At 51.3% G+C, this 21289-nt stretch carries 20 protein-coding genes; 4 read left to right on the top strand and 16 right to left on the bottom strand.

Going from position 1 to position 21289, the window contains the following annotated elements; translation table 11 throughout:
• The 9 genes from HVE01_RS17965 to HVE01_RS17925 all read right to left on the bottom strand — a co-directional run.
• On the bottom strand, nucleotides 1-1257 hold a 1257-nt coding region (locus HVE01_RS17965), incomplete at its 3' end, for a retention module-containing protein (RefSeq protein ID WP_186808871.1).
• A gap of 209 nt (nucleotides 1258-1466) precedes the next feature.
• Nucleotides 1467-3218 carry an ABC transporter ATP-binding protein gene (locus HVE01_RS17960; RefSeq protein ID WP_244973739.1) on the bottom strand — a complete coding sequence of 584 codons (1752 nt, stop codon included), beginning with the start codon at nucleotides 3216-3218 and terminating at the stop codon, nucleotides 1467-1469.
• A 62-nt stretch (nucleotides 3219-3280) separates the two neighbouring features.
• Nucleotides 3281-4330: a hypothetical protein gene (locus tag HVE01_RS17955; RefSeq protein WP_244973740.1), complete on the bottom strand. Its 1050-nt coding sequence runs from the start codon at nucleotides 4328-4330 to the stop codon at nucleotides 3281-3283.
• Nucleotides 4331-4443: 113 nt separating this feature from the next.
• A complete protein-coding gene (locus tag HVE01_RS17950; protein WP_146945259.1) occupies nucleotides 4444-5067 on the bottom strand; it encodes a helix-turn-helix transcriptional regulator in 624 nt (207 codons plus the stop codon).
• On the bottom strand, nucleotides 5067-6497 hold the full coding sequence (locus tag HVE01_RS17945) for an HlyD family type I secretion periplasmic adaptor subunit (RefSeq protein ID WP_125750104.1): 1431 nt from the start codon (nucleotides 6495-6497) through the stop codon (nucleotides 5067-5069). Before HVE01_RS17945 ends, HVE01_RS17950 begins: the two co-directional genes overlap by 1 nt.
• Nucleotides 6497-8674 (bottom strand): type I secretion system permease/ATPase, encoded by a 2178-nt coding sequence (locus tag HVE01_RS17940; RefSeq protein ID WP_146945258.1) that lies wholly within the window; start codon nucleotides 8672-8674, stop codon nucleotides 6497-6499. Before HVE01_RS17940 ends, HVE01_RS17945 begins: the two co-directional genes overlap by 1 nt.
• A 106-nt stretch (nucleotides 8675-8780) precedes the next feature.
• Nucleotides 8781-10247 carry a TolC family outer membrane protein gene (locus HVE01_RS17935; protein ID WP_125750109.1) on the bottom strand — a complete coding sequence of 489 codons (1467 nt, stop codon included), beginning with the start codon at nucleotides 10245-10247 and terminating at the stop codon, nucleotides 8781-8783.
• A gap of 291 nt (nucleotides 10248-10538) precedes the next feature.
• On the bottom strand, nucleotides 10539-11414 hold the full coding sequence (locus HVE01_RS17930; RefSeq protein ID WP_146945257.1) for a DMT family transporter: 876 nt from the start codon (nucleotides 11412-11414) through the stop codon (nucleotides 10539-10541).
• Nucleotides 11411-11680 (bottom strand): Rdx family protein, encoded by a 270-nt coding sequence (locus tag HVE01_RS17925; protein ID WP_125750115.1) that lies wholly within the window; start codon nucleotides 11678-11680, stop codon nucleotides 11411-11413. The genes HVE01_RS17930 and HVE01_RS17925 overlap by 4 nt, the downstream gene beginning before the upstream one ends.
• Before the next feature lie 318 nt (nucleotides 11681-11998).
• Here HVE01_RS17925 and HVE01_RS17920 point away from each other — a divergent pair, with 318 nt between their 5' ends.
• The 3 genes from HVE01_RS17920 (at nucleotide 11999) to ettA (ending at nucleotide 14684) form a co-directional block, all read left to right on the top strand.
• Nucleotides 11999-12436 (top strand): PAS domain S-box protein, encoded by a 438-nt coding sequence (locus HVE01_RS17920; protein ID WP_125750118.1) that lies wholly within the window; start codon nucleotides 11999-12001, stop codon nucleotides 12434-12436.
• A gap of 153 nt (nucleotides 12437-12589) precedes the next feature.
• Nucleotides 12590-12802, top strand: a complete 213-nt coding sequence (locus tag HVE01_RS17915; protein WP_089039365.1) for a PA3496 family putative envelope integrity protein — start codon at nucleotides 12590-12592, stop codon at nucleotides 12800-12802.
• A 220-nt stretch (nucleotides 12803-13022) separates the two neighbouring features.
• On the top strand, nucleotides 13023-14684 hold the full coding sequence (gene ettA / locus HVE01_RS17910; protein ID WP_125750121.1) for an energy-dependent translational throttle protein EttA: 1662 nt from the start codon (nucleotides 13023-13025) through the stop codon (nucleotides 14682-14684).
• Between the two features lie 102 nt (nucleotides 14685-14786).
• On the opposite strand, the gene HVE01_RS17905 is transcribed toward ettA, so the two are convergent.
• From HVE01_RS17905 to phaR, 5 genes are all read right to left on the bottom strand, one after another.
• Nucleotides 14787-15128, bottom strand: coding sequence for a histidine triad nucleotide-binding protein (locus tag HVE01_RS17905; RefSeq protein WP_125750124.1), 342 nt, complete (start codon nucleotides 15126-15128; stop codon nucleotides 14787-14789).
• 53 nt (nucleotides 15129-15181) lie between these two features.
• Nucleotides 15182-16054: a phosphoribulokinase gene (locus HVE01_RS17900; RefSeq protein WP_125750127.1), complete on the bottom strand. Its 873-nt coding sequence runs from the start codon at nucleotides 16052-16054 to the stop codon at nucleotides 15182-15184.
• Nucleotides 16054-16506 carry an acyl-CoA thioesterase gene (locus HVE01_RS17895; protein WP_125750130.1) on the bottom strand — a complete coding sequence of 151 codons (453 nt, stop codon included), beginning with the start codon at nucleotides 16504-16506 and terminating at the stop codon, nucleotides 16054-16056. Before HVE01_RS17895 ends, HVE01_RS17900 begins: the two co-directional genes overlap by 1 nt.
• 52 nt (nucleotides 16507-16558) lie before the next feature.
• The gene (gene purD, locus HVE01_RS17890) at nucleotides 16559-17845 is read right to left on the bottom strand and encodes a phosphoribosylamine--glycine ligase (protein ID WP_146945256.1); all 1287 of its coding nucleotides are present in this window, start codon (nucleotides 17843-17845) and stop codon (nucleotides 16559-16561) included.
• A gap of 96 nt (nucleotides 17846-17941) precedes the next feature.
• The gene (gene phaR / locus HVE01_RS17885; protein ID WP_125750137.1) at nucleotides 17942-18406 is read right to left on the bottom strand and encodes a polyhydroxyalkanoate synthesis repressor PhaR; all 465 of its coding nucleotides are present in this window, start codon (nucleotides 18404-18406) and stop codon (nucleotides 17942-17944) included.
• 133 nt (nucleotides 18407-18539) lie between these two features.
• Between phaR and HVE01_RS17880 the strand changes: the two genes are divergently transcribed.
• Nucleotides 18540-19250, top strand: a complete 711-nt coding sequence (locus tag HVE01_RS17880) for a 16S rRNA (uracil(1498)-N(3))-methyltransferase (protein ID WP_125750140.1) — start codon at nucleotides 18540-18542, stop codon at nucleotides 19248-19250.
• Between the two features lie 56 nt (nucleotides 19251-19306).
• Here HVE01_RS17880 and rloA3 read toward each other — a convergent pair whose 3' ends face one another.
• Together rloA3 and HVE01_RS17870 are read right to left on the bottom strand one after the other, a co-directional pair.
• A complete protein-coding gene (rloA3, locus tag HVE01_RS17875; RefSeq protein WP_125750143.1) occupies nucleotides 19307-19861 on the bottom strand; it encodes a retropepsin-like aspartic peptidase RloA3 in 555 nt (184 codons plus the stop codon).
• Nucleotides 19862-19941: 80 nt separating this feature from the next.
• Nucleotides 19942-21198 (bottom strand): lytic murein transglycosylase, encoded by a 1257-nt coding sequence (locus tag HVE01_RS17870; protein ID WP_146945255.1) that lies wholly within the window; start codon nucleotides 21196-21198, stop codon nucleotides 19942-19944.
• Nucleotides 21199-21289 lie beyond the last annotated feature (91 nt).

Here is a 21289-nt window from a genome sequence, read left to right as displayed (position 1 = left end):
ATCTTCCAGTACAACGCTAACTTCTGGGGCCTCTAAATCTGCATCAGCGTCAGCATCTGCGTCAGCATCGGCGTCCGCATCAGCGTCCGCATCGGCGTCTGCATCCGCATCGGCATCGGCATCGGCATCAGCGTCTGCATCGGCATCCGCGTCAGCATCTGCGTCTGCATCGGCATCCGCATCTGCGTCAGCATCAGCATCGGCGTCTGCATCTGCATCGGCGTCTGCATCTGCATCGGCGTCTGCATCGGCATCTGCGTCGGCATCCGCATCGGCGTCGGCATCTGCGTCTGCATCCGCGTCGGCATCAGCATCCGCGTCGGCATCTGCGTCGGCATCGGCATCTGCGTCGGCATCGGCATCGGCATCGGCATCGGCATCGGCATCGGCATCGGCATCGGCATCGGCATCGGCATCAGCATCGGCATCGGCATCAGCGTCTGCGTCTGCGTCTGCATCTGCATCTGCGTCAGCATCAGCGTCCGCATCGGCGTCGGCATCCGCATCTGCGTCAGCATCGGCATCTGCATCAGCGTCGGCATCTGCATCAGCGTCGGCGTCGGCGTCGGCGTCGGCGTCGGCGTCGGCGTCGGCGTCGGCATCTGCATCAGCGTCCGCATCCGCATCGGCGTCTGCATCGGCGTCTGCATCGGCATCGGCGTCTGCATCGGCATCGGCATCGGCATCGGCATCGGCATCAGCGTCAGCATCTGCATCCGCGTCGGCATCGGCATCTGCGTCTGCGTCTGCGTCTGCGTCTGCGTCTGCGTCTGCGTCTGCGTCTGCGTCTGCGTCTGTATCATCAAGCTCGACGAATTCGGCCCTTTCAAGGCCGCTTCCTTCAGTGCTAAAACTAAGTGGGTCGGTTTCTTCGGCGATACGGGCAAGGCGTACAAAGCTGCTACCGCCACCACCACCGCCGGCAGCACCACCGGCTGCAGTGGCATCTAACAGTTCGAGCAGGTCACCATCTTCATCATCCAGAGCGGCTAGCAGCGCGTCTAAATCATCATCTGAAGCACTGGCATCGGTGGCAACAATCGCGTCAAGATCAAGCTCTGGAGTGACAGCAACTTCTTGGCCGCCTTCAATAACGTTAACGCCTGTTCCGTCGGCAAAGTCTAGATCTACACGACCATCTGCAGACGTGATAATCGTTTCACCTTCCTGAAGAACATCGCCAATACGAAGCTCACGCAGGTTGCCATCTTCATCACGTGCCCAAGCCTGACCTGAAATCGCGATAACTGTTGCCATGTGCTGTATCCCACCCGCCGTTTCATTAAAGGATTTGCCGTCTTTGTAAAAATCAATGAAAGTAAACATTCATTAACGGCATTTTGCGGCAAGACTAGCCTTGATGACGGCGAATTCATATTGTACCGGTGGACAGTACTAGCACAGTGATAGGAGGGGCTGACGGATATACTGAAAACTACGCTGATTTTTTAATACCGTTTTCAATACTAAATGGTGCGTTCCAGTTTGGCTTTTTGTTCATCAACCAGCCCTATGGACTCATAGGCTTTTATAAGCCCGGACATCATATTGAGTGCGCTTGAATCGTTATTGAGGCGGCAACGTTGGCAGAACTCGTGCGCACGTGCTGCTAGCGCAACGCAGTTCGCAGCCCTAGTTAGTGAGGTAAATCCAGACCAACTTTGCTGACTCTCAAGGTTTCTCCACTCACTACTAAGCAACTCAAGCACTTCCGCATTTAGCTTTGCTGATAGCGGCCAGTAAGACCCCAGCGTGTCATACACCCAACCATGCCAGTCCAGCAGAAGCATATGATTGCCTACGGTTGCCATGCGTGCGCTACTAGCATTTTGCACCGTTAAGCATTTGGGGAGCCTTTCTATTTCAACGATCATAAGCGGCCATAACTTCATGAAACGCTCAACTTGAAAAGTCTGTTTGTCTTCTTGCGTTAGATAGGCAAAGTGCGACGCCTCAATATTTCTCATGCGCTCAGGTAGTGAGGCAAACGTTGCAGTGTATTGGGTGCTGATCTTGTCCGGTAAAGGGACGTGCCGCAGGCTTTGACGCAGCTCATTCATCCAAGGCTTACGCTCTTCAGAGTTCTTCCACTGAGGTGGATTACCGCCTACTTCCAGCAACAAGTATGAGCACCAAGGCAAACGCCCACTGGCGCGCAAAACAGGCACGCTAGGGATGCTCCCATAACAATACCCACCTACTTCACTCAGTAGCGAAATTTCATGAAGTGCTTCGTTCTCTCTTGCCGAGACATAGCACTTCAGCAACCTATAGCGCGGGGAGTCATTGCTATCGACATCACCAACTAATACGTGTGCGATGGCTCGCCCAGAAAGCAGGCGACACTGCAAAATCTCAGGATCGCGGTGGCAGTAATTAGACTCAGTCAACCATGGCAATAGCCACTGCTGAAGGGCTGCTTGCTCAAAACGTTGTACAAAATTTGTGGTTGAAAAGAGAGAGATCTGCTGTGAGCGAGGCAAAAGCAGCATATTAATCTGCTGAAAATATTTGATGATGCTCAAAAAGTTGACTAGTCCATTAACACTGGCTGCCATGAGTTGGCGCATTCCCAGCAGCAATATGAACAGTGTCAAGAGTGGACGCATCGTCCCATTGAGATAGTCCAGGACAATAATGAAAAATCCCAACGCAAAGCTGATATTGATAACGGTCAGCACATTGCCTTGCAATATATTCTGAATTTTCTGCACCCGTTCAAAGCGGTAGTAAAAGCCAACGATCAGTACTAGCCCCAATACGCAGGCAACTGCTAACAGAGCTAGTAGAGGGTGTAGAAGAGCGATCAAAAGACAGAAAAGCAGCGCAATCACCGTCGATGATAAAGCACCTATCACAATGCTTAATACGCGCTGGCCAAGTAATCGGTGGTTGGCAACTAACCGAGTTTTATTCAACTCCGCTAGAATGAGAACTGAAAGATAAGCAATGGCTTTTTTGACTAGCCATTGAAAGATGGCATAGGTGCAAAAGCAGAGGACGGTCAATACGATTAATATCGCTATTCTATTAGCGTGGTCATCCCCCCCGGGGACCCAACCATCAATACGGCTATGCCCAGTAATCAACACTTGAAGCAGTTGCCAGGGTAGCACTAGGCTTGCCAACAGCAAGACCTGACTTACGATTTGGATTAGTAAGATAGCCAGCACGCGCCAACGGAACGGCCACAGCACCGCACGAACTAACGCAGCCATTAGATCGAGAACTTGATCCCCTTTAATCCTGTCTCTCTTACTATTAGTGGCCTGGCTACTCATCAATCAACCATGGGTTCAATAAGCTGCATGAATGTACGTAATTCGTCCGGCTGATCGGCTGTCGGCATATATGTGGAAACGGCATGGTGCACGGCGGACAAAACGGCTCTATTGTGTCGCAGATTATGCTGTTCTGCCTCTGCCCAACCATACACTGGCCATTGCTCTTGATGGGATAGTCTTGCCCCAGCCTCATTTAGCGAAGAGAAAAGTAACGGTAGAAAAGCACTGCCATGATACTTACTCACTACCACTACTTGGCTGCCATCGTGATAACGCATCTCTCGCAGCGCTTCTGGGATGGCACTATCGCCTTGGGGATCAAGTAAATAAAACAGTCGTTGCCAAAAGGTTGCTGCGCCGTAACTATCTTGCATCACCACGTCCAGCGCTTCGGCATTAGCAGGCAAGAGGTGCCCTACCGGTGCCCCACCTCTCAATAGTGATTCCGACCAGCGAGCCAATCCTTCATGCACCCAACCTTGCTTAAACATCATGTGTGCATTTTGATACAGATGAAACAACTCATGTGCAGGTGTTAAGTTTTTGGCAGCATTGACTTGTCCACCTAGCGCCATACGAATATGGCAATCGGTCACAACAGGACTGCGAACCACTTCATCATAGGCTTGCCCACCACGCGTTTGGTCAGCACGTAATATCACCATCATAAAGTTAGCACGCTGATAGCGTGGCATAAGTAAAGGTGGCGTTAGGCCAAGCACGTCACGATAGAGCACATCGGCAGCTTCAAGCTGCATTTTCAAGTCATCAAGCCTTGTGCCACCCAGCAGCGCTCTCTGTTCAGCGGCTTCAACAAAGAAGCGAACACTCTCCAAACTCTCAGCATGGCTCGACTCACTCTCCAGCACACCAAGAGGCCTGTCACGCTGCAGATAATAGCACTCGCCTGCTTCTGGATGCGACTGGGCAACCACCGGCGTTAGCTTGCTGACCATGACACAAAGCATCAGCAAAGCAATCCACCCACGCCATGAATGTAGCTGGGTAGCTTTTTTTACTGTATCGCCAGCAGTTGCCATCTGCATTTCAGCTGTCCGCGCTTTATCGGTGCAAAGTAGCAAACCGCTGCTCTCTCTACATTTTTCGCATTAATACCTTGCGATACGCCGCTCACATTCAGGCACACCAATTAGAACCGTTATGAAAAGCGCTCAGCAACGGGGGCTAACTTTAATATTAACTGCAGGCGATCACGGACAGATAGCTTCTTAAATATCGCGCTTAGATGAGCTTTTACCGTGCGCTCAGTAATGTCTAACTGGCGGGCAACTTCTTTGTTGGTTGCTCCCCTGGCAACAGCTAGCGCCACGCCCCGCTCGCGCTCCGTGAGTAGGTTCAAATATTCACTGTGCTGGTGGCCTTCACCGCTCTGACGATTCTTCAGGGCCATAAATGTACCGCCCATCACCTTCGCAAGCAGTTCTTGGCCTACCCACACGCCTTGATTGCTCACCACCAGGGCCACTTGATTAAGTACATCGGGTGCCGCCAGTGTATGCACGTATCCGCGCGCACCAAGATCAAGTGCCTTTAATGCCTCGCGATCATTAGGAGCATAGCTAAGCAGCACGACAATTGCCTTTCTTGCGGTTAGCGCCGGGATCAACCCATCCCAGTTTTCGATCATGGTTGTTAGCCATACCACGTCACCTGGCTGCACCTGATCCAATACTGTATTTGGCGTGGTAGCTGCGCTCTCAGGAAAAGCACTTTCCCAACGTGCCTTGAGGTTACCATCCTTTGTTACAAACCAATGTTTCATTAGCGCTCCCCCATGGAATCTCGCCATGCCCTCAAAACAGGTTTTAGTAAGAACTGCATAACCGTCCTTTTGCCTGTCACAATATCTACCTGTGCCGTCATCCCTGGGATAACTTGAAGCTGATCGGAAATACTTTCATCTTGCAAGCTACGAACACGGACTAAATAGAATGTATTGCCCTCATCATCGGTAATTGTATCTGCGCTGATGTGATCAAGCTCAGCCTGCAAGCCACCATAAATGGCATAGTCATAGGCAGTGAGCTTAATCGTCGCAGGCTGACCGGGATGGAGAAACGCAATATCTTGGGGCGCAATGCGCGCTTCAACTAACAGCTGGTCATCGCTGGGCACGATATCCACCACTTCCTGACCTGGCTGCAGCACTCCGCCAATCGTATTAACGTGAAGGCGCTGAATCACCCCATCGACAGGTGAGCGTATTTCGGTAAGTCGTACCCTATCCTGCAGCCCCGTACCTGACTGCTGAAGCGCATTTAAGTCACCTAACGTCTGAGCAAGTTCATTTCGCCACTCACTCCTGCGTTCGGCACCTAACTCTAGTAGCTGCCCCTCGGCTTCTTCCACGCCAGCTTCCAGGCGGGAAACAGCGGCAGCAGCTTGGTTACGCTCACCTGTAGCGCGTGATACTTCACGCTGCAAGCGCAATACCTCAACTTCAGAAACAGCACCAGAAGCAAGTAACGGGCGTGTTAAGTTAAGCTCTTGCCCAGCCATATTTGCTTCGCGCTGGGCAGTATCACGACGAGCCTGCGCTTCCCTAAGCTCTTCCTGGCGCTGCCGAATGCGATCGTTGAGCACATTCTCCTGCTCACGCAACTCCTCGCGGCGACTTTCGTATACTTCGCGTTCCTGCATTACGATATCGGGCACTTCTTGACGCAACTCTTCAGAAGGATCAAAAGTAGTTCCCGTAGCTAACGCCCGCAGCCGCTCTGCACGGGCTTCAAGTGCAAAACGCTGAGCACGGTTCTCGCGAAAGTCAGAAACGAATCGCGTTGGGTCAACCTGCATTAACACGTCGCCAGCGCTGACCATCTGCCCTTCTCGCACCATGATTTGTTCTATCGCACCACCGTCAAATGACTGAATGCGCTGTAACTGGCTGGCCGGGATGACGCGCCCTGCACCACGAGTCACTTCGTCGATAGCGGCAAACGATGCCCAAACTATCAGCGCAATGATGGCCACTAAAACAGTGTAGAGAAACAGCCGAGCACGAATGGGCTCTTGCTGCATACGCGCCCAGTCGGTGTCGCTTGCCCAATCACGATTAAGATGTGCGGCAGTGATACGCCGTGCAAAGAGTCGATCCATAAAAGGACGAAATGGCTTCTTCCCTTTCTCAGAGAAACGGCCAATCGCTTCAAAGCCTTTTTGCTCCCCCGTGGAGGTGGTTTTTTTCGCCATTATGACGCCCTCCCGATCTGGCCTTTGCGCAATGCCTCCACTACGGTGTCGCGAGGACCATCCGCCACCACTTTTCCAGCATCCATCACAATGATGCGATCAACGAGAGATAACAGCGATGTTCGGTGAGTAACCACCAGGATGGTTTTCCCTGGTGCAACATTGGTTAGATTAGCTTTAAATGCTTCCTCACTGGCGTTATCCATTGAGCTGGTTGGCTCATCAAGCAGCAATATTGGTGGGTCTTGCACCACGGCTCTGGCGATAGCCACCGCTTGTTTTTGCCCGCCTGAAAGCGCCTGACCTCGCTCCCCCACCTCAAGGTCAACGCCTCTGGGGTGGCTATTAACCAGTGAATCAAGGCCAGCAATTTCGATTGCCCGGAGCAACGCCTCGTCATCAACACGGTCGTTTCCACCGCCCGCGACAATATTATCCCGCAGTGTCCCAGCAAACAGGCTGACATCCTGGGGCACATAGCCAATATGACGACGCAGCTGAAGAGGGTCTAGCTGACGAATATCCACGCCATCTACCAATACCGCACCAGACGTAGGCCGATAAAAACCAAGCACAAGCTTGTTCAGCGATGACTTTCCGCAACCAATACGGCCGAGTAACGCCACCTTTTCACCGGCTTTGATGGAAAGCGAGACATCACGCAGTGCCTCTCTTTCTTCGTCAGGGTAGCGCAAGGTAACCTTCTCTAAGCGAATGCTGCCGGTAAAATTGGGCTTCTCTACGTAGGCTTTACCTTCATGGCGCTCTACATTCTTGGCCATTACATCATTTAACGACTCCAGGGCCGTTGAGGACTGGTGGTATTGAGCCAGTAGAGCAGCTGCCTGGCTAACGGGCGCCATTGCGCGAGAAGAAAGCATGTAGGCAGCAATTAAACCGCCTTGGGTCAGGTTACCTTCAATAATTTGATAGACACCGATGATAATGACGCATACAGCTACGCTATGCTGAGCCCACTGAGCAACACTTGAGACTGACGAACTCACCATTTTGAGCTGAGCACCAGTTCTCGATAAAAAGGCAGATGCTTTTTCCCAATGGCGTTGAATACGGCTTTCCGCTCGCAATGCCTTAACGTTTTCTAGTTGGGAAACAGACTCTACCAATAAGGCGTTACGCTGAGCGCCCACCTCCCAAGTCGTTTGTGACAGCTCATGCAGCTTCCCTTGTGCAGCAAGGGCATATAAAAGCACAAAAACGATACCAACGAGCACTGGCAACACCAGCCAGGGATTGATCAATGCAATGATGGCCGCAAAAAGTATGACAAAGGGCAAATCCACGATGCCAAGAATGGTTGCAGAGCCAATAAACGCCCGTATCGACTCAAACGATTGAAGCGTTGAGGTAAAAGAGCCTGTTGATACTGGCCGCTCCTCTAAACGCAACCCTAACGTTTTCGCCATAATAGACGATGAAAGTTTTACGTCTGCCCGGCTGGCTGCTAAATCAACAAAGCTACTGCGCATTAAACGTAACGCTAAGTCAAAGCACAGGACGACAAAAATACCAATTGCCAGCACCCAAAGCGTTTCAGTGGCTTGATTGGGTACGACACGGTCATAAACGTTCAACACAAACAGTGGCATCGCCAGTGCGAACAAGTTGATCGCTACTGAACCTAAAACAATGTCGCGATAAAGACGACGGTTTTCACGAATAACGCCCCAAAACCAGTGCTGATCACGACGCTTCTTAACACTAGGCTCGGAGGTATTATCAACTCTAAACTTGGGCCGTATATAGATGGCTTCTCCGCTGTAACCGGCGTGAAGCTCCTCAAGCGATATTTCCGTGTCAGCTTCTGACAGCTCAGGAAAAATCACTTTTGCTTTTTGTTGTTTGAGATCCAGCCCTAGTAACACGCAAGCACGGCCTGGCTCGAGTAGTAAAATTGCTGGAAACAGCGCAGGATTTAGCCCCGAGAGTTTACTTTTCACAATATGCGCAGTAAGCCCGGCTCGTGAGGCTGCCCGCCCGAAGACAGAAGGAATCAATTTCCCCTGCTCTAAAGGCAGGCCCGCTTTTAAGGCCTCTGATGACACTTCGTGCTGATAATATGAAGCAACTGTCTTTAAACACTCCAGTAACTCATCGTGTTCTTCCTGATCACTACTGCGGTCAGTCCGAGATACTTCCAGCTTACGTTGTGTCACTGAAACCTCATCATCCTAATGAATTCGTCGAAAAAATCATTCGCTGAACCTTGACCAGCAGGCTTGCCTAATTTGCGGCGGCCCAAAGGCCGCCACTCATCAGTTATTAAATACCACTGGTAAAATCTTCTAGCGTAAATCCACGTGGCCCATCAATTGCGCACGCCATTTCTACACGCGACGCAGAGTCTTCGTAGCCAAGCTCATCAAGGCTAGGAATATCATCACGGGCTACTTGCAAGGTTTGCATCAGTTGCCCCATCGCCGCCAGCGTTCTTGCCTGAGCCAGCGTTAAGTCAAACTGCGCGTTTGCATAGGCGCGACTTGCTTCAAAATACTCATTCTCACTATCCAGAACGTCTAAGAGCGTGCGCTGGCCAATATCAAACTGCTGCTGATAAGCACCACGCACACGGTCAATTGACTGCCGATGTTCGTTCAAATAATTCAGCTGTTCGTTGAGACGCTGCGTGTCGTTATAAGCGATTTGCGTCGTTTGTCTAACATTGGTGCATGCTGTTTCGCGTAAACTATTGGCTTCTTCAATTCGTGTGGTTGCCGCATTGAAGGCCGCATAGTCAGAACCACCGCGATAAAGGTTCATGCTCGCGACGAGCTGAATACTGTGTTCATCACGACGGCCATCAATGGCATCATCTTGGTTGTTAGTGCCGGTGCGTCCTTGAATATCTAGACGAGGCATAAAGGCAGCACGGGCACCCTCTCGCTCGGCGCGCTGTACAGCAATATTTTCAATCGCCGCGTGGAATTCAGGGTTACCCTGAAATGCTAGCTCAATGGCTTGGCTTACGTCCGCGGGCAGTTCTGTCGCCAGCGACGGTGCGGGCGCCATATTTTGTGCCGGTAGCTCACCAACAATTCGCTGGAAGCGTGCCGTCACATCATGAAGATTTGACGCTTCCGACATCAGATTTGACTCGGCTAAGGCTAAACGGCCACTAATCTGCTCAAGGTCAACACCTCGCCCGGCACCTGATAGCGCTCGCTCTTCGATCTGTGCAAATACACGCTGGTGTTCACGATAGTTATCCTGCGCTAAGCGCACCAGTTCACGGTAGCGCAAAACATCGAGATAACTACGGAAAGCCTCAAGCGCCACTTCTTCACTGGCACCCAAAAGTTCGAAATAGGCGACCAGCCGCGCACGATCCAAGCGCTCAACCTCGCTGCGCGTTGCAAAGCCATCAAAAACCATCTGGGTTAACGTCAATTCAGCAAAATCACTATCGTAGCTACCGCGCCCATCATTTTGCTGATCTTGCCTACCGATACCCGCGCTAACATCAATCGTGGGCAAATAGCCGCCTTGCGCAACCCGGATATCGCTTCCTGAGGCGCTAAAATTGGCCCAGGATGCATTTACCTGAGGGTTGGTCACGATCGCCTGCTGGATAGTGCTCGATAGGTCGGTAGTACCTGGCGCGTAAAGCGTCGTTGGTAACGACTGAGCCAAAGCAGAGAGAGGAAGACAAGCCAGAGTAGTAACCGTCAACGGTCGAATAGCGCGCTGTAAAAACAAAGTTTTTAGTGTCGTTTTAATACCGTCTTTCATCGCCATAGATCCCTAATGAATATTTACGCTGCTGAAGAAATAGCTGCTAAACGCCACCCACCCTGGGGCACCCTTGACTCTCTTGCTTCGCCCTCTGATCAATACCTCATACTAAAGAGTATTGATACGACTCAGTGACATGAATTAGCGCATTTACTTAGCTTAATTTAATAGCATTAGCTGTTAAGCCGATGCCACGAACCCAAGAGTCACAAAATTTTACAATAAAAATCCTAAAAAAACATTACAAAGCATCTTTTTTAACTTGATTTTACATTCTGGATTCTAAAGCTAGGTTTTTGAGGACTGCAGCTGCTGTATCGCTAGTCCTGAAAGGATCAATAACAACCCAATTAACGTGGATGCCAATAATGGCTCATTGACAACCAGGTAGAGCAGCAACAACGAAATAGGCGGTGAAAGAAATATCAGATTAGATACCTTGGCCGTCCGCGAAACCTTGCGAACCGCCATTTGCCAAAGAACAAAAGCGACCCCCATTTCGAAAAGCCCCACATAGACACCCGCGCCTAATGCTTGCCAGCCATGCCAACTGAACCCTGGACCCACCATTAATAGCAGCGTTAAAACAGGCAAACCGACACTAAAGTTCTGCCATTGCGCAACCAAGGGCGCTCTTTCATCCCGCGCGTTGAGCAACCAGTAGAACGCCCATAACAGCGTCGACACAAGCGCAAGCACAACCCCAAGAGGGTCTGCAAAATCAACATTGAAAACATTACCGCGAGTTGCTATCACCCACACGCCTGCGTAGGCAATAAGCCCCGCGACCATGTCCACACGCGTGAGCCGCTGCCCAAGGATCGGTACCGCCAGAAGCGCCATTGCCAGCGCCCAGGTATAGTTGAGCGCCATGGCCTCTTGCCCAGGCAGCCTGTCATATGCGGCAAACAACACTAGATAGTAGGCAACAGGATTCATCAGCCCAGCCCATGCAGCGGTTCGCCAGCCATGGCGGAGGGCTTCTGTTAAATGCCCTTGCTTCACGACCAACACCAGCATGAATGCCCAAGATACAAGGGCCGCGAGCCACATCAACTCTAACGGGCTCATCCAGGTAAGAGCGACCTTAAAAGCCGTAGCAACGGTCGACCATAGCGCTACTGCTCCAAGACCATACAGTATGGCTTGACGATCCTGGTTCATCGGTCGATATGCCCCAAATCCCGAGCTGGCTCGATCTTATCCCGTACGCGCTGCTTTAGAAGCTTAATATCTGGAAAGCCACCATCGCGCTTTCTTTCCCATAGCAGCGCTTCGTCACACCATATCTCAAAGGTGCCACCATGAGAGGGAGACAACGCAACCTCTGCAAGACTTTCGCCAAAGGTTGAAAGCAGCTCTTGGGCATACCAAGCACTACGCAGCAACCACTGACACTGCGTGCAGTAACGTATTTGAATGCGTGACATACGAAGGTTCCTAAACGTTTTAGAGTGGCATCCCTGTTTTTCATTCTGTCACCTTACATTAGCAACTGCCAAGGGAACGCGACGCTTTAGATGCTTTCATTGCTATCAGTACTGGCGGGTAACAGTAACGACCTCTATCTGGATAGCACTGTCGATTGCAATGCATCGCAACGCTCGCCATGATGATAGGTAATTAGCGGTGATTAGCTGGGTTTTTGCTATTCTACCTTTATTAAGCAGTATGAAATGCCGCTTAGCTCCGCGTTGATGGACAGCGCATAGCTTCGCAAGAACGAGAGCAGCAACAGGAACCCATTGATGAAACGATCTCCTTTGATCAGCCCTGAGTTACTTGAACGTCTTGTTGACGCTTCCGAGGATGGCATCGTCGTTGCAGAACAAGAAGGCGACGAAAATATCCTTATCTACGTCAATCAAGGCTTCGAACGCCTCACTGGCTACAGTGCAGATGAAATTCTTTATCGCGACTGCCGTTTTTTACAAAATGAAGACCGTGACCAAGACGCACTGGTCTCTATTCGGGAAGCGCTGAAAGAGGGTCGCCCTTCTCGTGAAGTGCTGCGCAATTACCGCAAAGACGGCACCATGTTCTGGAATGAGCTCTCTATTACTCCCGTTTATGACGAAGCTGATAACTTGATGTACTACATCGGCGTACAAAAAGATGTGACTGAGCGCGTCGAAGCACAGCAAGCATTGGCAGCCATTCAAAAGCGCCAAGAACTGGCAGAGTAAAATAAAATAGCCTCGGGGGCTTGAACTTCAACCTAAGTGGCGGTATATAGCGGCTAAGCGCATAAAAGCGCCAGGCGCTTCTTGTTTCATCTATCGATTGAAAGAAGAAGCCGTTGTGATGCCGGTGCGCCGGCTTGGGTTGGAGGGCATACTATGAGCCGTGACCCCTTAAATCGTGAATCTTATGCCAGTGATGCAATCGATGCCGATGAGTTCGATAACTTAGACGCTGTTAACGATGACCACTACGGCAAAAGCAAACCCAGCAAAGCAGATACGCTTCGTGCCCGACGCCAAGTCGAAGCATGGCTTGAGGAGCGCCGTTTGCAGCGCGCTATTGAAGATGATTGGGATGAAGAGGAATAACCTGATCGTCCAACCGCTTTCATTGATTGGCAGCTTAGTTACGACATCTAGTTACTCACTGTAATGAGTTGCACCCCAAGCCTTTACTAAGCTGCTGATCAACGCATATACAAGACTTATCTTCTACGCGTCTGGCCTTTACCTGCGCTGAGCACTATCATCTTAGCCCTATGCCAGCACACAGCTGCGACTCTTTTCTCCAACAACCTAACGGATCTCCATGGCGCAATACGTATTCACCATGAACCGGGTTGGCAAAGTTGTGCCACCCAAAAAGCAAATTCTCAAGGATATTTCGCTATCGTTCTTCCCTGGCGCCAAAATTGGCGTGCTCGGTTTAAACGGTTCCGGTAAATCCACACTGCTACGCATTATGGCCGGTGTCGATAAAGAGTTTGAAGGTGAAGCTCGTCCGATGCCTGGTATTAATGTGGGCTACCTGCCTCAGGAGCCACAGCTTGATGACGAAAAGAATGTTCGCGAAACGGTAGAAGAGGCGTTAGGCGCCATTAAAGAAGCTCAGGAAAAACTGGATGCGGTGTATGCTGCCTATGCCGAACCTGATGCGGATTTTGATGCCCTAGCAAGCGAACAGGCACGCCTTGAAAATATTATTGAAGCTGCCGACGCACATAACCTTGAGCGTAAGCTGGAAGTTGCTGCTGAAGCGCTGCGCCTGCCGCCTTGGGATGCCAAAGTGGGCAACCTTTCTGGGGGCGAGCGTCGCCGCGTAGCGCTGTGCCGCCTGCTGCTTTCAAGTCCTGATATGCTCTTGCTCGACGAGCCTACCAACCACTTAGACGCTGAATCCGTGGCCTGGCTAGAGCGCTTCTTGCACGACTATAACGGCACTGTCGTGGCCATTACTCACGACCGTTACTTCCTGGACAACGTTGCCGGATGGATTTTAGAACTTGACCGCGGCCAGGGCATTCCTTTTGAAGGCAACTACTCCCAGTGGCTGGAGCAGAAAGAGCAGCGCCTAAACCAGGAAGCCAAACAGGAAGTATCACGCCAGAAAGCTATCAAGCAAGAGCTTGAGTGGGTTCGCAGCAACACAAAAGGACGCCAAGCGAAGAGCAAAGCGCGCCTTAATCGCTTTGAAGAGATGCAGTCTGGCGACTTCCAAAAGCGTAATGAAACAAATGAGATCTATATTCCGCCTGGCCCGCGCCTGGGTGATAAGGTCATCGAGTTTCATAACGTGACCAAGCGGTTTGATGACAAACTGCTCTACCAAGACCTCTCCTTTACCATCCCACAAGGGGCGATTGTCGGGATTGTAGGTGGTAACGGTGCCGGTAAATCGACACTGTTCAAGCTAGTCACCGGCCAAGAACAGCCAGACGCTGGCGAAGTAGTGATTGGTGAGACTGTCGATATTGCCTACGTAGAGCAGTTGCGCGACGCGCTAGACGACAAGCAAACGGTTTGGGAAGCCGTCTCTGATGGACAAGATATTCTGAACATTAACGGCTACGAAGTTTCTTCACGCGCCTACGTTGGCCGCTTTAACTTTAAGGGCAACGATCAGCAGAAGCGTCTAGACGAGCTTTCTGGCGGTGAGCGCGGTCGTCTTCAACTTGCCCAAACGCTAAAACAAGGCGCAAACGTACTACTGTTAGACGAACCTTCAAACGATCTAGACATCGAGACTCTGCGCGCCCTGGAAGAAGCGCTGCTGGCCTTCCCAGGCTGCGCGATGGTGATCTCTCACGATCGCTGGTTCCTAGACCGTATCGCCACGCACATTCTCGCCTTTGAAGGCGATTCAGAAGTCGTCTTCTTCGATGGTAACTACACCGAATATGAAGAAGACCACAAGAAGCGCGTGGGTAACGACACACCGAAGCGAATGAAGTATAAGCGCATCGACGCCTAACGATTTGCTGCCATACCGCTGATACGTAAAAAGCCCCTTGTACGCTAAAAACGCACAGGGGCTTTTGCTTTTGTTGGGCTATAAAATAAACAGAACCCGCTATCAGCCTGCCGGCCAAGTAAACTGCCGACCTCCCAATAAATGCATATGGATGTGGTAAACCGTCTGCCCACCCATTTCATTACAATTCATCACCACACGATATCCATCTTCCGCGAAGCCTTGTTGCTTGGCCAGCTGTGCGGCAGTGTGCTGCAAACGCCCAACGAGGGCTAAGTCCTCAGGGGCAATATCGTTTAGCGTAGCAATATGCTTCTTAGGAATAATCAGCTGATGCGTTGGCGCCTGAGGATTAATGTCGTTAAACGCTAATACATGCTCGTCTTCAAACACAATATCTGCGGGAATTTCGCGGTTTATTATTTTGCAAAACAGGCAATCCATACAGCCTCCTTCATATTTGTAAGTGGCGAAAACGTACTAACAGCAAAAACGGCCTAACGAAAACGGCGCTGAGAAAGCAAATGTCGGACCAGCGGCGCTAAAATCAGCTCCATCGCTAACGACATTCGCGCCCCAGGCACTACTAATGTGTGCGGGCGTGTCATAAATGAATCTTTGATCATCGCCAACAGCCAAGGAAAATCCACCGTTGAGGGATCTCTAAAGCGAATCACCACAAACGATTCTGCATCGGTCGGAATATCCTGAACCTCAAAAGGGTTCGACGTATCGACAGTGGGCACACGTTGGAAATTAATATGGGTACGGGAAAACTGCGGCTGAATGTAGCGCACGTAATCATCCATGCGCCCTAATATGGTATCGATGACGGCTTCCTGGGAATAGCCGCGCAGCTTGGTATCACGATCAATTTTTTGAATCCATTCAAGATTCATGGTCGGCGCAACACCAACTAACAAATCTACGTGGCGAGCAATATCATACTCTTGCGTCACCAAGCCGCCATGCAGCCCTTCGTAAAAGAGCAGATCAGTACCACAAGGCAGTGACTGCCACTCGGTGAACGTCCCTACCCGATAACCTGCCTCAATTTTTTGCTTATCTTCTGCATGAATGTAGTGACGGAACGTACCCGTTCCATGCTCACCGTACTCAACAAACAGCCCTTCAAGCCGATCAAGCAGATTAGCTTCTACTGCGAAGTGAGAAAGCTCATCTTTGCGCTCGGGCTCGTCACGAAAAATCCGCTGGAGATCATCGCGGGTGTAGCGATGAAAGGCATCACCGTCCACCATGGCGGCGTGCACATCTTCACGCAGGAACATGCGCTCAAAGCTGCGACGCACGGTGGTAGTACCCGCGCCTGAAGACCCCGTGATGGCAATGATTGGATATTCCCGGGACATTAAGCACCTCTCTCCTGAGCAGTCACGCGAGCAATTGCCTGCGCAACGTCATCAGGCACTTTGACAGGCCGCCCAGAAGAAAGGTCTAAAAGAAGCTGGTTAACCCGAGCCGTTGCCACCACCTTATTGGTCGTTGCCTGGCAAATGCGCTGATAGACCGTCAGCGCTTTGCCTTGTGGTTCGGGGACAGCGGTCTCAATTACCAAAGCATCCGGCCAGCGAGCCTCGCTCTGGTACTGAACCGCTAGGTCAGCAACAACACTCGGGTAGCCTTTTATATCCCACTCAGGAAAACCTAACGCAGCGAACGCATGCACGCGAGCCTCATGCAGCAGCGATACTAAAGCGTCATGCCCCAGGTGACGACCGTAATTCATATCCGTTACGCGCACCGTTAAAGGGTGCCGATGAATAATCGCTGCCGTGGGGAAATCTAGCGTGACACGCTCCATGCCTAGCTCCTTGTCAGTGGTGGTTTAGCTCCGGCGAGACTATCGCTGATCGCTATTTTTCTCGGGCGATAGCACGGAATGCGATGTCACGGCGGAACTCAGCTCCCTCCCAGTGAATCGCTTTAACCCCCTGGTATGCTTGCTGTTGAGCAGCCGATACTGTGTTGCCTAATGCGGTGACACATAGCACTCGCCCGCCTGCGGTTACGATACTGCCGTCAGCAGCCTGAGCGGTGCCAGCATGGAATACTTTGCACTGCGCCTGACCTGCCTGCTCCAAGCCATGAATGACATCGCCCTTGCGGTAACTGCCGGGATAGCCACCTGCCGCTATCACAACACCCACGGCTGCGCGAGCGTCCCACTCACACTGCTTATCGGCAAGCTTGCCCTTAGCGCCAGCCAAGCAAAGCGCGGCCAAATCTGACGTTAACCGCATCATGATTGGCTGAGTTTCAGGGTCACCAAAACGGCAGTTATATTCGATTACTTTTGGGTTGCCTTCTGCATCAATCATTAGGCCTGCATATAAAAAGCCTGTATATGCATTTCCCTCTTCCGCCATGCCCCGCACGGTGGGAAGTATAACCTGCTCCATGATGCGTTCGTCGATTTCTGGGGTTACCACCGGTGCCGGAGAATAAGCTCCCATACCGCCCGTATTGGGACCAGTATCGCCGTCATAAGCACGCTTGTGGTCTTGGCTAGTGGCCATCGGCACCACATTCTCACCATCAACCATGACAATAAAGCTGGCTTCTTCGCCTTCCAGAAACTCTTCGATAACGACACGCGCACCCGCGTCACCAAATGCATTCGCCTCTAGCATATCGCGAATCGCCGCTTCAGCCTCAGCTTCACTCATTGCGACAATGACACCCTTGCCCGCCGCCAAACCGTCAGCTTTGATGACAATAGGCGCACCCATCTGAGCTAAGTAAGCCAAGGCTGGCTCTACTGCTGTAAAGGTTTGATACGCGGCAGAAGGGATCTGATGACGCGCCAGAAAGTCTTTGGTGAATGACTTAGAACCTTCCAACTGTGCGGCGCGTTGTGAAGGCCCAAAAATTGTCAGGCCAGCCGCCTGAAAGCGATCAACGACCCCTTCAACTAACGGCGCTTCTGGCCCTACCACTGTTAGCGCAACCTGCTCGCGCTGGGCAAACGCCACCAACGCGTCTAAATCTGTTGCATCAATAGCTACATTGGTTAATTTTGGCTCAGTGGCAGTACCTGCATTGCCTGGCGCTACGAACACCTGCTCGACGTCACTAGACTGCGCTAGTTTCCACGCCAATGCATGCTCGCGACCACCGCCACCTATCATTAAAACGTTCATCATCATCCTTCTCAAACGGGAGTGCCTAGCCGAGATTAGCTGAAAGCGTAACTAAGTTAATCGGCATATTATGCCACAACGACTCAACCAGCGGCGTCAGGAGCTTTTATCCGGCGTATCGTCATCGTCTGTTTGATTAGGCTGATTAAGTGTTTTTTGCCAAAAGCGCATATTCTCTTCTGCCAGCTCGCGCATGAACTCCATAGGCGAATGGCGCATCGCTTGTTGCCACTGGCTTTGCATGCGCTTTTGCTGCTCCAGCATGAGTTGTGTGCCCTGCTCTAAATAACGTGCTAGCGGTAAAGGCGATGACATATCGTACACACGGATCAGTTGAGCCAGCAGGTCATTTGAGAAAACTTCGGCTTCACTATCAGCCTGCTCTTGCTCGATAATGATCGACAGCAAAATGGTCCGCGTCAGGTCTTCACCGCTTTTTGCATCCTCGACGCGGAAGGGTTCTTCTTCAATAATCAAACGCCGCAGATCCTCAAGCGTCACATAACGACTTTGTTGAGTATCGTACAACCTACGGTTGGCATATTTGCGAATTACGCGCACAGCGCATCTCCTTAAAGGCGGTAGAGGCTTTGTCGCCGTTGCTGCTATTGTGCCTGCAACATGCGCCTATGCAAGCCAGCTTAACGGATAGTACCGTTAGGCGTGTCTTCCTTATGACCAATAGACGACAATCATGAATCTTATTCTGCTTGATCCGAGCGAAGTGAAGGGAGCTTATGCTTACCTTACCGACACACGACGTATCACCCATTTACGCGAGGTACACCGCGCGTGTGTAGGGGATTATTACACCGTCGGCCTACAGGGCGGCAAGATGGGAAAAGCACAGCTAACTGAACTACACGAGACCCAGGCAACCTTTACACTGGAAAATCTTAATGAGCTCCCCCCTCCACCCTTGCCAGTACATTTAGTATTGGCGCTTCCTCGCCCCAGAATGCTGGCACGTACCTTAGAGCATGTCACGGCTCTTGGCGTAAAAAATATTACCCTGCTTCACAGTAAACGGGTGGAAAAAAGCTACTGGCAGTCTCCCGAACTCCGCACAGAAAAAATCCATCACCACTTAGTACTTGGCCTGGAACAAGCGCGAGACACACAGCTACCTAATGTGGCGCTGTGCAAAGGCTTTCGGCCCTTTTTGGAAGAACAGCTGCCCGAACTACTCAAAGATCGACGCGGGCTGGTGGCACACCCCGGCATGCCGAATGCCTGCCCACGCAATATTGACGGTAATGTACTGCTGTTCGTTGGGCCGGAAGGCGGTTTTATACCGTGGGAAGTTGAAAAACTACTTGAGGCAGGCTGCGAGGGCATGCACCTAGGCCCTCGCATTTTACGGGTAGAAACTGCCGTTACCGCCCTATTATCGCGGCTTTTTTAAGCACCGCTTAAGCCAGCAAGTTGGGTGACTCGAGCATTATGCTTACAACAGCGTACTTAGGACTGTTCATCGGCTGGATCGTGGGGAACATAAGCTGCATTTTCCCCACATTCAGGGTCTTGGAGAAAGGTGCTGCGCACATCTAATAACCCTAAGTGGCTAATTGTGCGACGCCCCAAGAGCAGTGGATAAATCATCTCTTCCCGATCTCGCAGACTAAACTGCTCTTCGTACACCTTATTGCCCATGCAAACATCCATAAGCACCACGGGACGCTCATCACGACCACCTGCGCCACGAACCGCTAGCTCTCGGTAGAGGGGGCGCTCAATCTGATCGCTAAACGTTTCACCGTTTTCCTGATCCTCGAGCTTCAGACGGAAGCGAACCCACTCCTCACCGTCTTTCTCAAACATCTCAATATCACGCGCATCTAATGAAGAGGTCAGCGCACCGCTATCTAGCTTCGCTTTTACAGCGATACCCCACGGTTCAATGGATGCATTTTCAACCCAGCCAAATACCTTATCATCTGCCTGGATAGCTGTGCTCACTGACAACGCACTGACCATTACACCGGTAGCCAGCACACCTAAAAAAGTTTTCCTCATTACCTTTCGTCCTTCCTTAGTGAGAAGTTTACCTAGCATGAGACATTTAACTCGCTAAAGAGACTCATCGAAACGCAACATTAACGCAGCCGTTCTAACAGTGCCTGAGTGGCAAAGCCATCAGGTGTGAGCCCTTGGTCACGCTGAAAGGCACGTAGCCCCTCGCGCGTATTAGGCCCCATGATGCCGTCAGCAGTACCCACTGAATATCCAGCATTATTTAGGCGTTGCTGCAGAGTACGCACATCATCGCGCGTCAACGGCGCCTGCTCCCTGGGCCAAGACTGGGCAATGCCGTCGCGCCCAGCAATAGCATCCGCCAAGGTAGACACGGCTAACGCATAACTAGTTGCGTTGTTATAGCGCAAAATTGCCCGAAAATTAGGCCCTACCAAAAAGGCAGGGCCGTTTGCTCCTGCTGGCACAATAACCGCAGCGCTATCGAACGCGGGCAGCTCACCCTTCAATGAGCGAACGCCTTGTGCCGCCCACTCAGCACTGCTACGTCGTTGAGTTTGTGAATAATCGAAAGAGTCAGGCAAATTTATTTCAACACCCCAGGGTTGGCCGGCTTGCCAACCTGCCCTGGCAAGATAGTTAGCCGTAGAAGCCATGACATCCGGAATACTACCCCATATGTCTCGACGACCATCATTGTCGCCATCCACTGCATATGCTTCAAAACTGCTGGGTATAAACTGGGTATGCCCCATGGCACCCGCCCAGGAGCCTTTCATTTGCTCGGCGGCAATATCACCCTGATCGATAATACGTAACGCAGCTAACAGTTCGCTGCGTGCGAAATCACGCCGACGGCCGTCGTAAGCAAGTGTTGCCAGTGACTCAAGCGTCGAGAAATCACCAAAATTGCTACCGTAGTTACTTTCGATACCCCAAATAGCCACGATGATTTCCGCAGGAACTCCATAACGTTGCTGCATTTGCTGAGCGGTACCGCGGTGAGCCGCAAGCTTCTCTAGACCATTATTAATTCGTGTGCTGGAAACCGCTGTGTCCAAGTATTGCCAAATGGGACGCACAAACTCTGGCTGATACTGATCGAGCTCAATGACCCGTTCACGATAACGAAGCCCATCAAAGGCAGAGGCAAGGGTAGCCTCACTGATGCCCTGCTGGGCAGCATAGCGGCGAAAATCAGCCAACCATTGATTAAAGTTGGCATAGCTCACTTGCTCTGCCGCTTGTGCATCTACTTCGCTCATCAATTGCTGATTAGCAACGGCATTCGTACTTAATGTCCCACTGCCTGCTGCGAGTGCGAACGATAAATACAAGGCGGGGCGAAGACTCAGTGGACCTTTAACTTTCAAAGACATAACAATAATCTCGTGGCAATCCTTGGCGTGCTCCGATAATGGCTTAGAAACAGCCTAGATGCTAGCCCTAGCGGCACTGCCTAGCCTATCT

Source organism: Vreelandella venusta, from assembly GCF_007989605.1.
In the GTDB taxonomy this organism is placed as follows: domain Bacteria; phylum Pseudomonadota; class Gammaproteobacteria; order Pseudomonadales; family Halomonadaceae; genus Vreelandella; species Vreelandella venusta.
Note: the sequence above shows the minus strand (reverse complement) of the source record. Positions and strands in the feature narration are given on the sequence as shown.

Bases quoted from the DNA above. Each gene is read 5' to 3' on its own strand.
- HVE01_RS17960 (WP_244973739.1), bottom strand. From the start codon at position 3,218: ATGGCTGCGTTAGTTCGTGCGGTGCTGTGGCCGTTCCGTTGGCGCGTG.
- HVE01_RS17955 (WP_244973740.1), bottom strand. From the start codon at position 4,330: ATGCAGATGGCAACTGCTGGCGATACAGTAAAAAAAGCTACCCAGCTA.
- HVE01_RS17950 (WP_146945259.1), bottom strand. From the start codon at position 5,067: ATGAAACATTGGTTTGTAACAAAGGATGGTAACCTCAAGGCACGTTGG.
- HVE01_RS17945 (WP_125750104.1), bottom strand. From the start codon at position 6,497: ATGGCGAAAAAAACCACCTCCACGGGGGAGCAAAAAGGCTTTGAAGCG.
- HVE01_RS17935 (WP_125750109.1), bottom strand. From the start codon at position 10,247: ATGAAAGACGGTATTAAAACGACACTAAAAACTTTGTTTTTACAGCGC.
- HVE01_RS17930 (WP_146945257.1), bottom strand. From the start codon at position 11,414: ATGAACCAGGATCGTCAAGCCATACTGTATGGTCTTGGAGCAGTAGCG.
- HVE01_RS17925 (WP_125750115.1), bottom strand. From the start codon at position 11,680: ATGTCACGCATTCAAATACGTTACTGCACGCAGTGTCAGTGGTTGCTG.
- HVE01_RS17920 (WP_125750118.1), top strand. From the start codon at position 11,999: ATGAAACGATCTCCTTTGATCAGCCCTGAGTTACTTGAACGTCTTGTT.
- HVE01_RS17915 (WP_089039365.1), top strand. From the start codon at position 12,590: ATGAGCCGTGACCCCTTAAATCGTGAATCTTATGCCAGTGATGCAATC.
- ettA (WP_125750121.1), top strand. From the start codon at position 13,023: ATGGCGCAATACGTATTCACCATGAACCGGGTTGGCAAAGTTGTGCCA.
- HVE01_RS17905 (WP_125750124.1), bottom strand. From the start codon at position 15,128: ATGGATTGCCTGTTTTGCAAAATAATAAACCGCGAAATTCCCGCAGAT.
- HVE01_RS17900 (WP_125750127.1), bottom strand. From the start codon at position 16,054: ATGTCCCGGGAATATCCAATCATTGCCATCACGGGGTCTTCAGGCGCG.
- HVE01_RS17895 (WP_125750130.1), bottom strand. From the start codon at position 16,506: ATGGAGCGTGTCACGCTAGATTTCCCCACGGCAGCGATTATTCATCGG.
- purD (WP_146945256.1), bottom strand. From the start codon at position 17,845: ATGAACGTTTTAATGATAGGTGGCGGTGGTCGCGAGCATGCATTGGCG.
- HVE01_RS17880 (WP_125750140.1), top strand. From the start codon at position 18,540: ATGAATCTTATTCTGCTTGATCCGAGCGAAGTGAAGGGAGCTTATGCT.
- rloA3 (WP_125750143.1), bottom strand. From the start codon at position 19,861: ATGAGGAAAACTTTTTTAGGTGTGCTGGCTACCGGTGTAATGGTCAGT.
- HVE01_RS17870 (WP_146945255.1), bottom strand. From the start codon at position 21,198: ATGTCTTTGAAAGTTAAAGGTCCACTGAGTCTTCGCCCCGCCTTGTAT.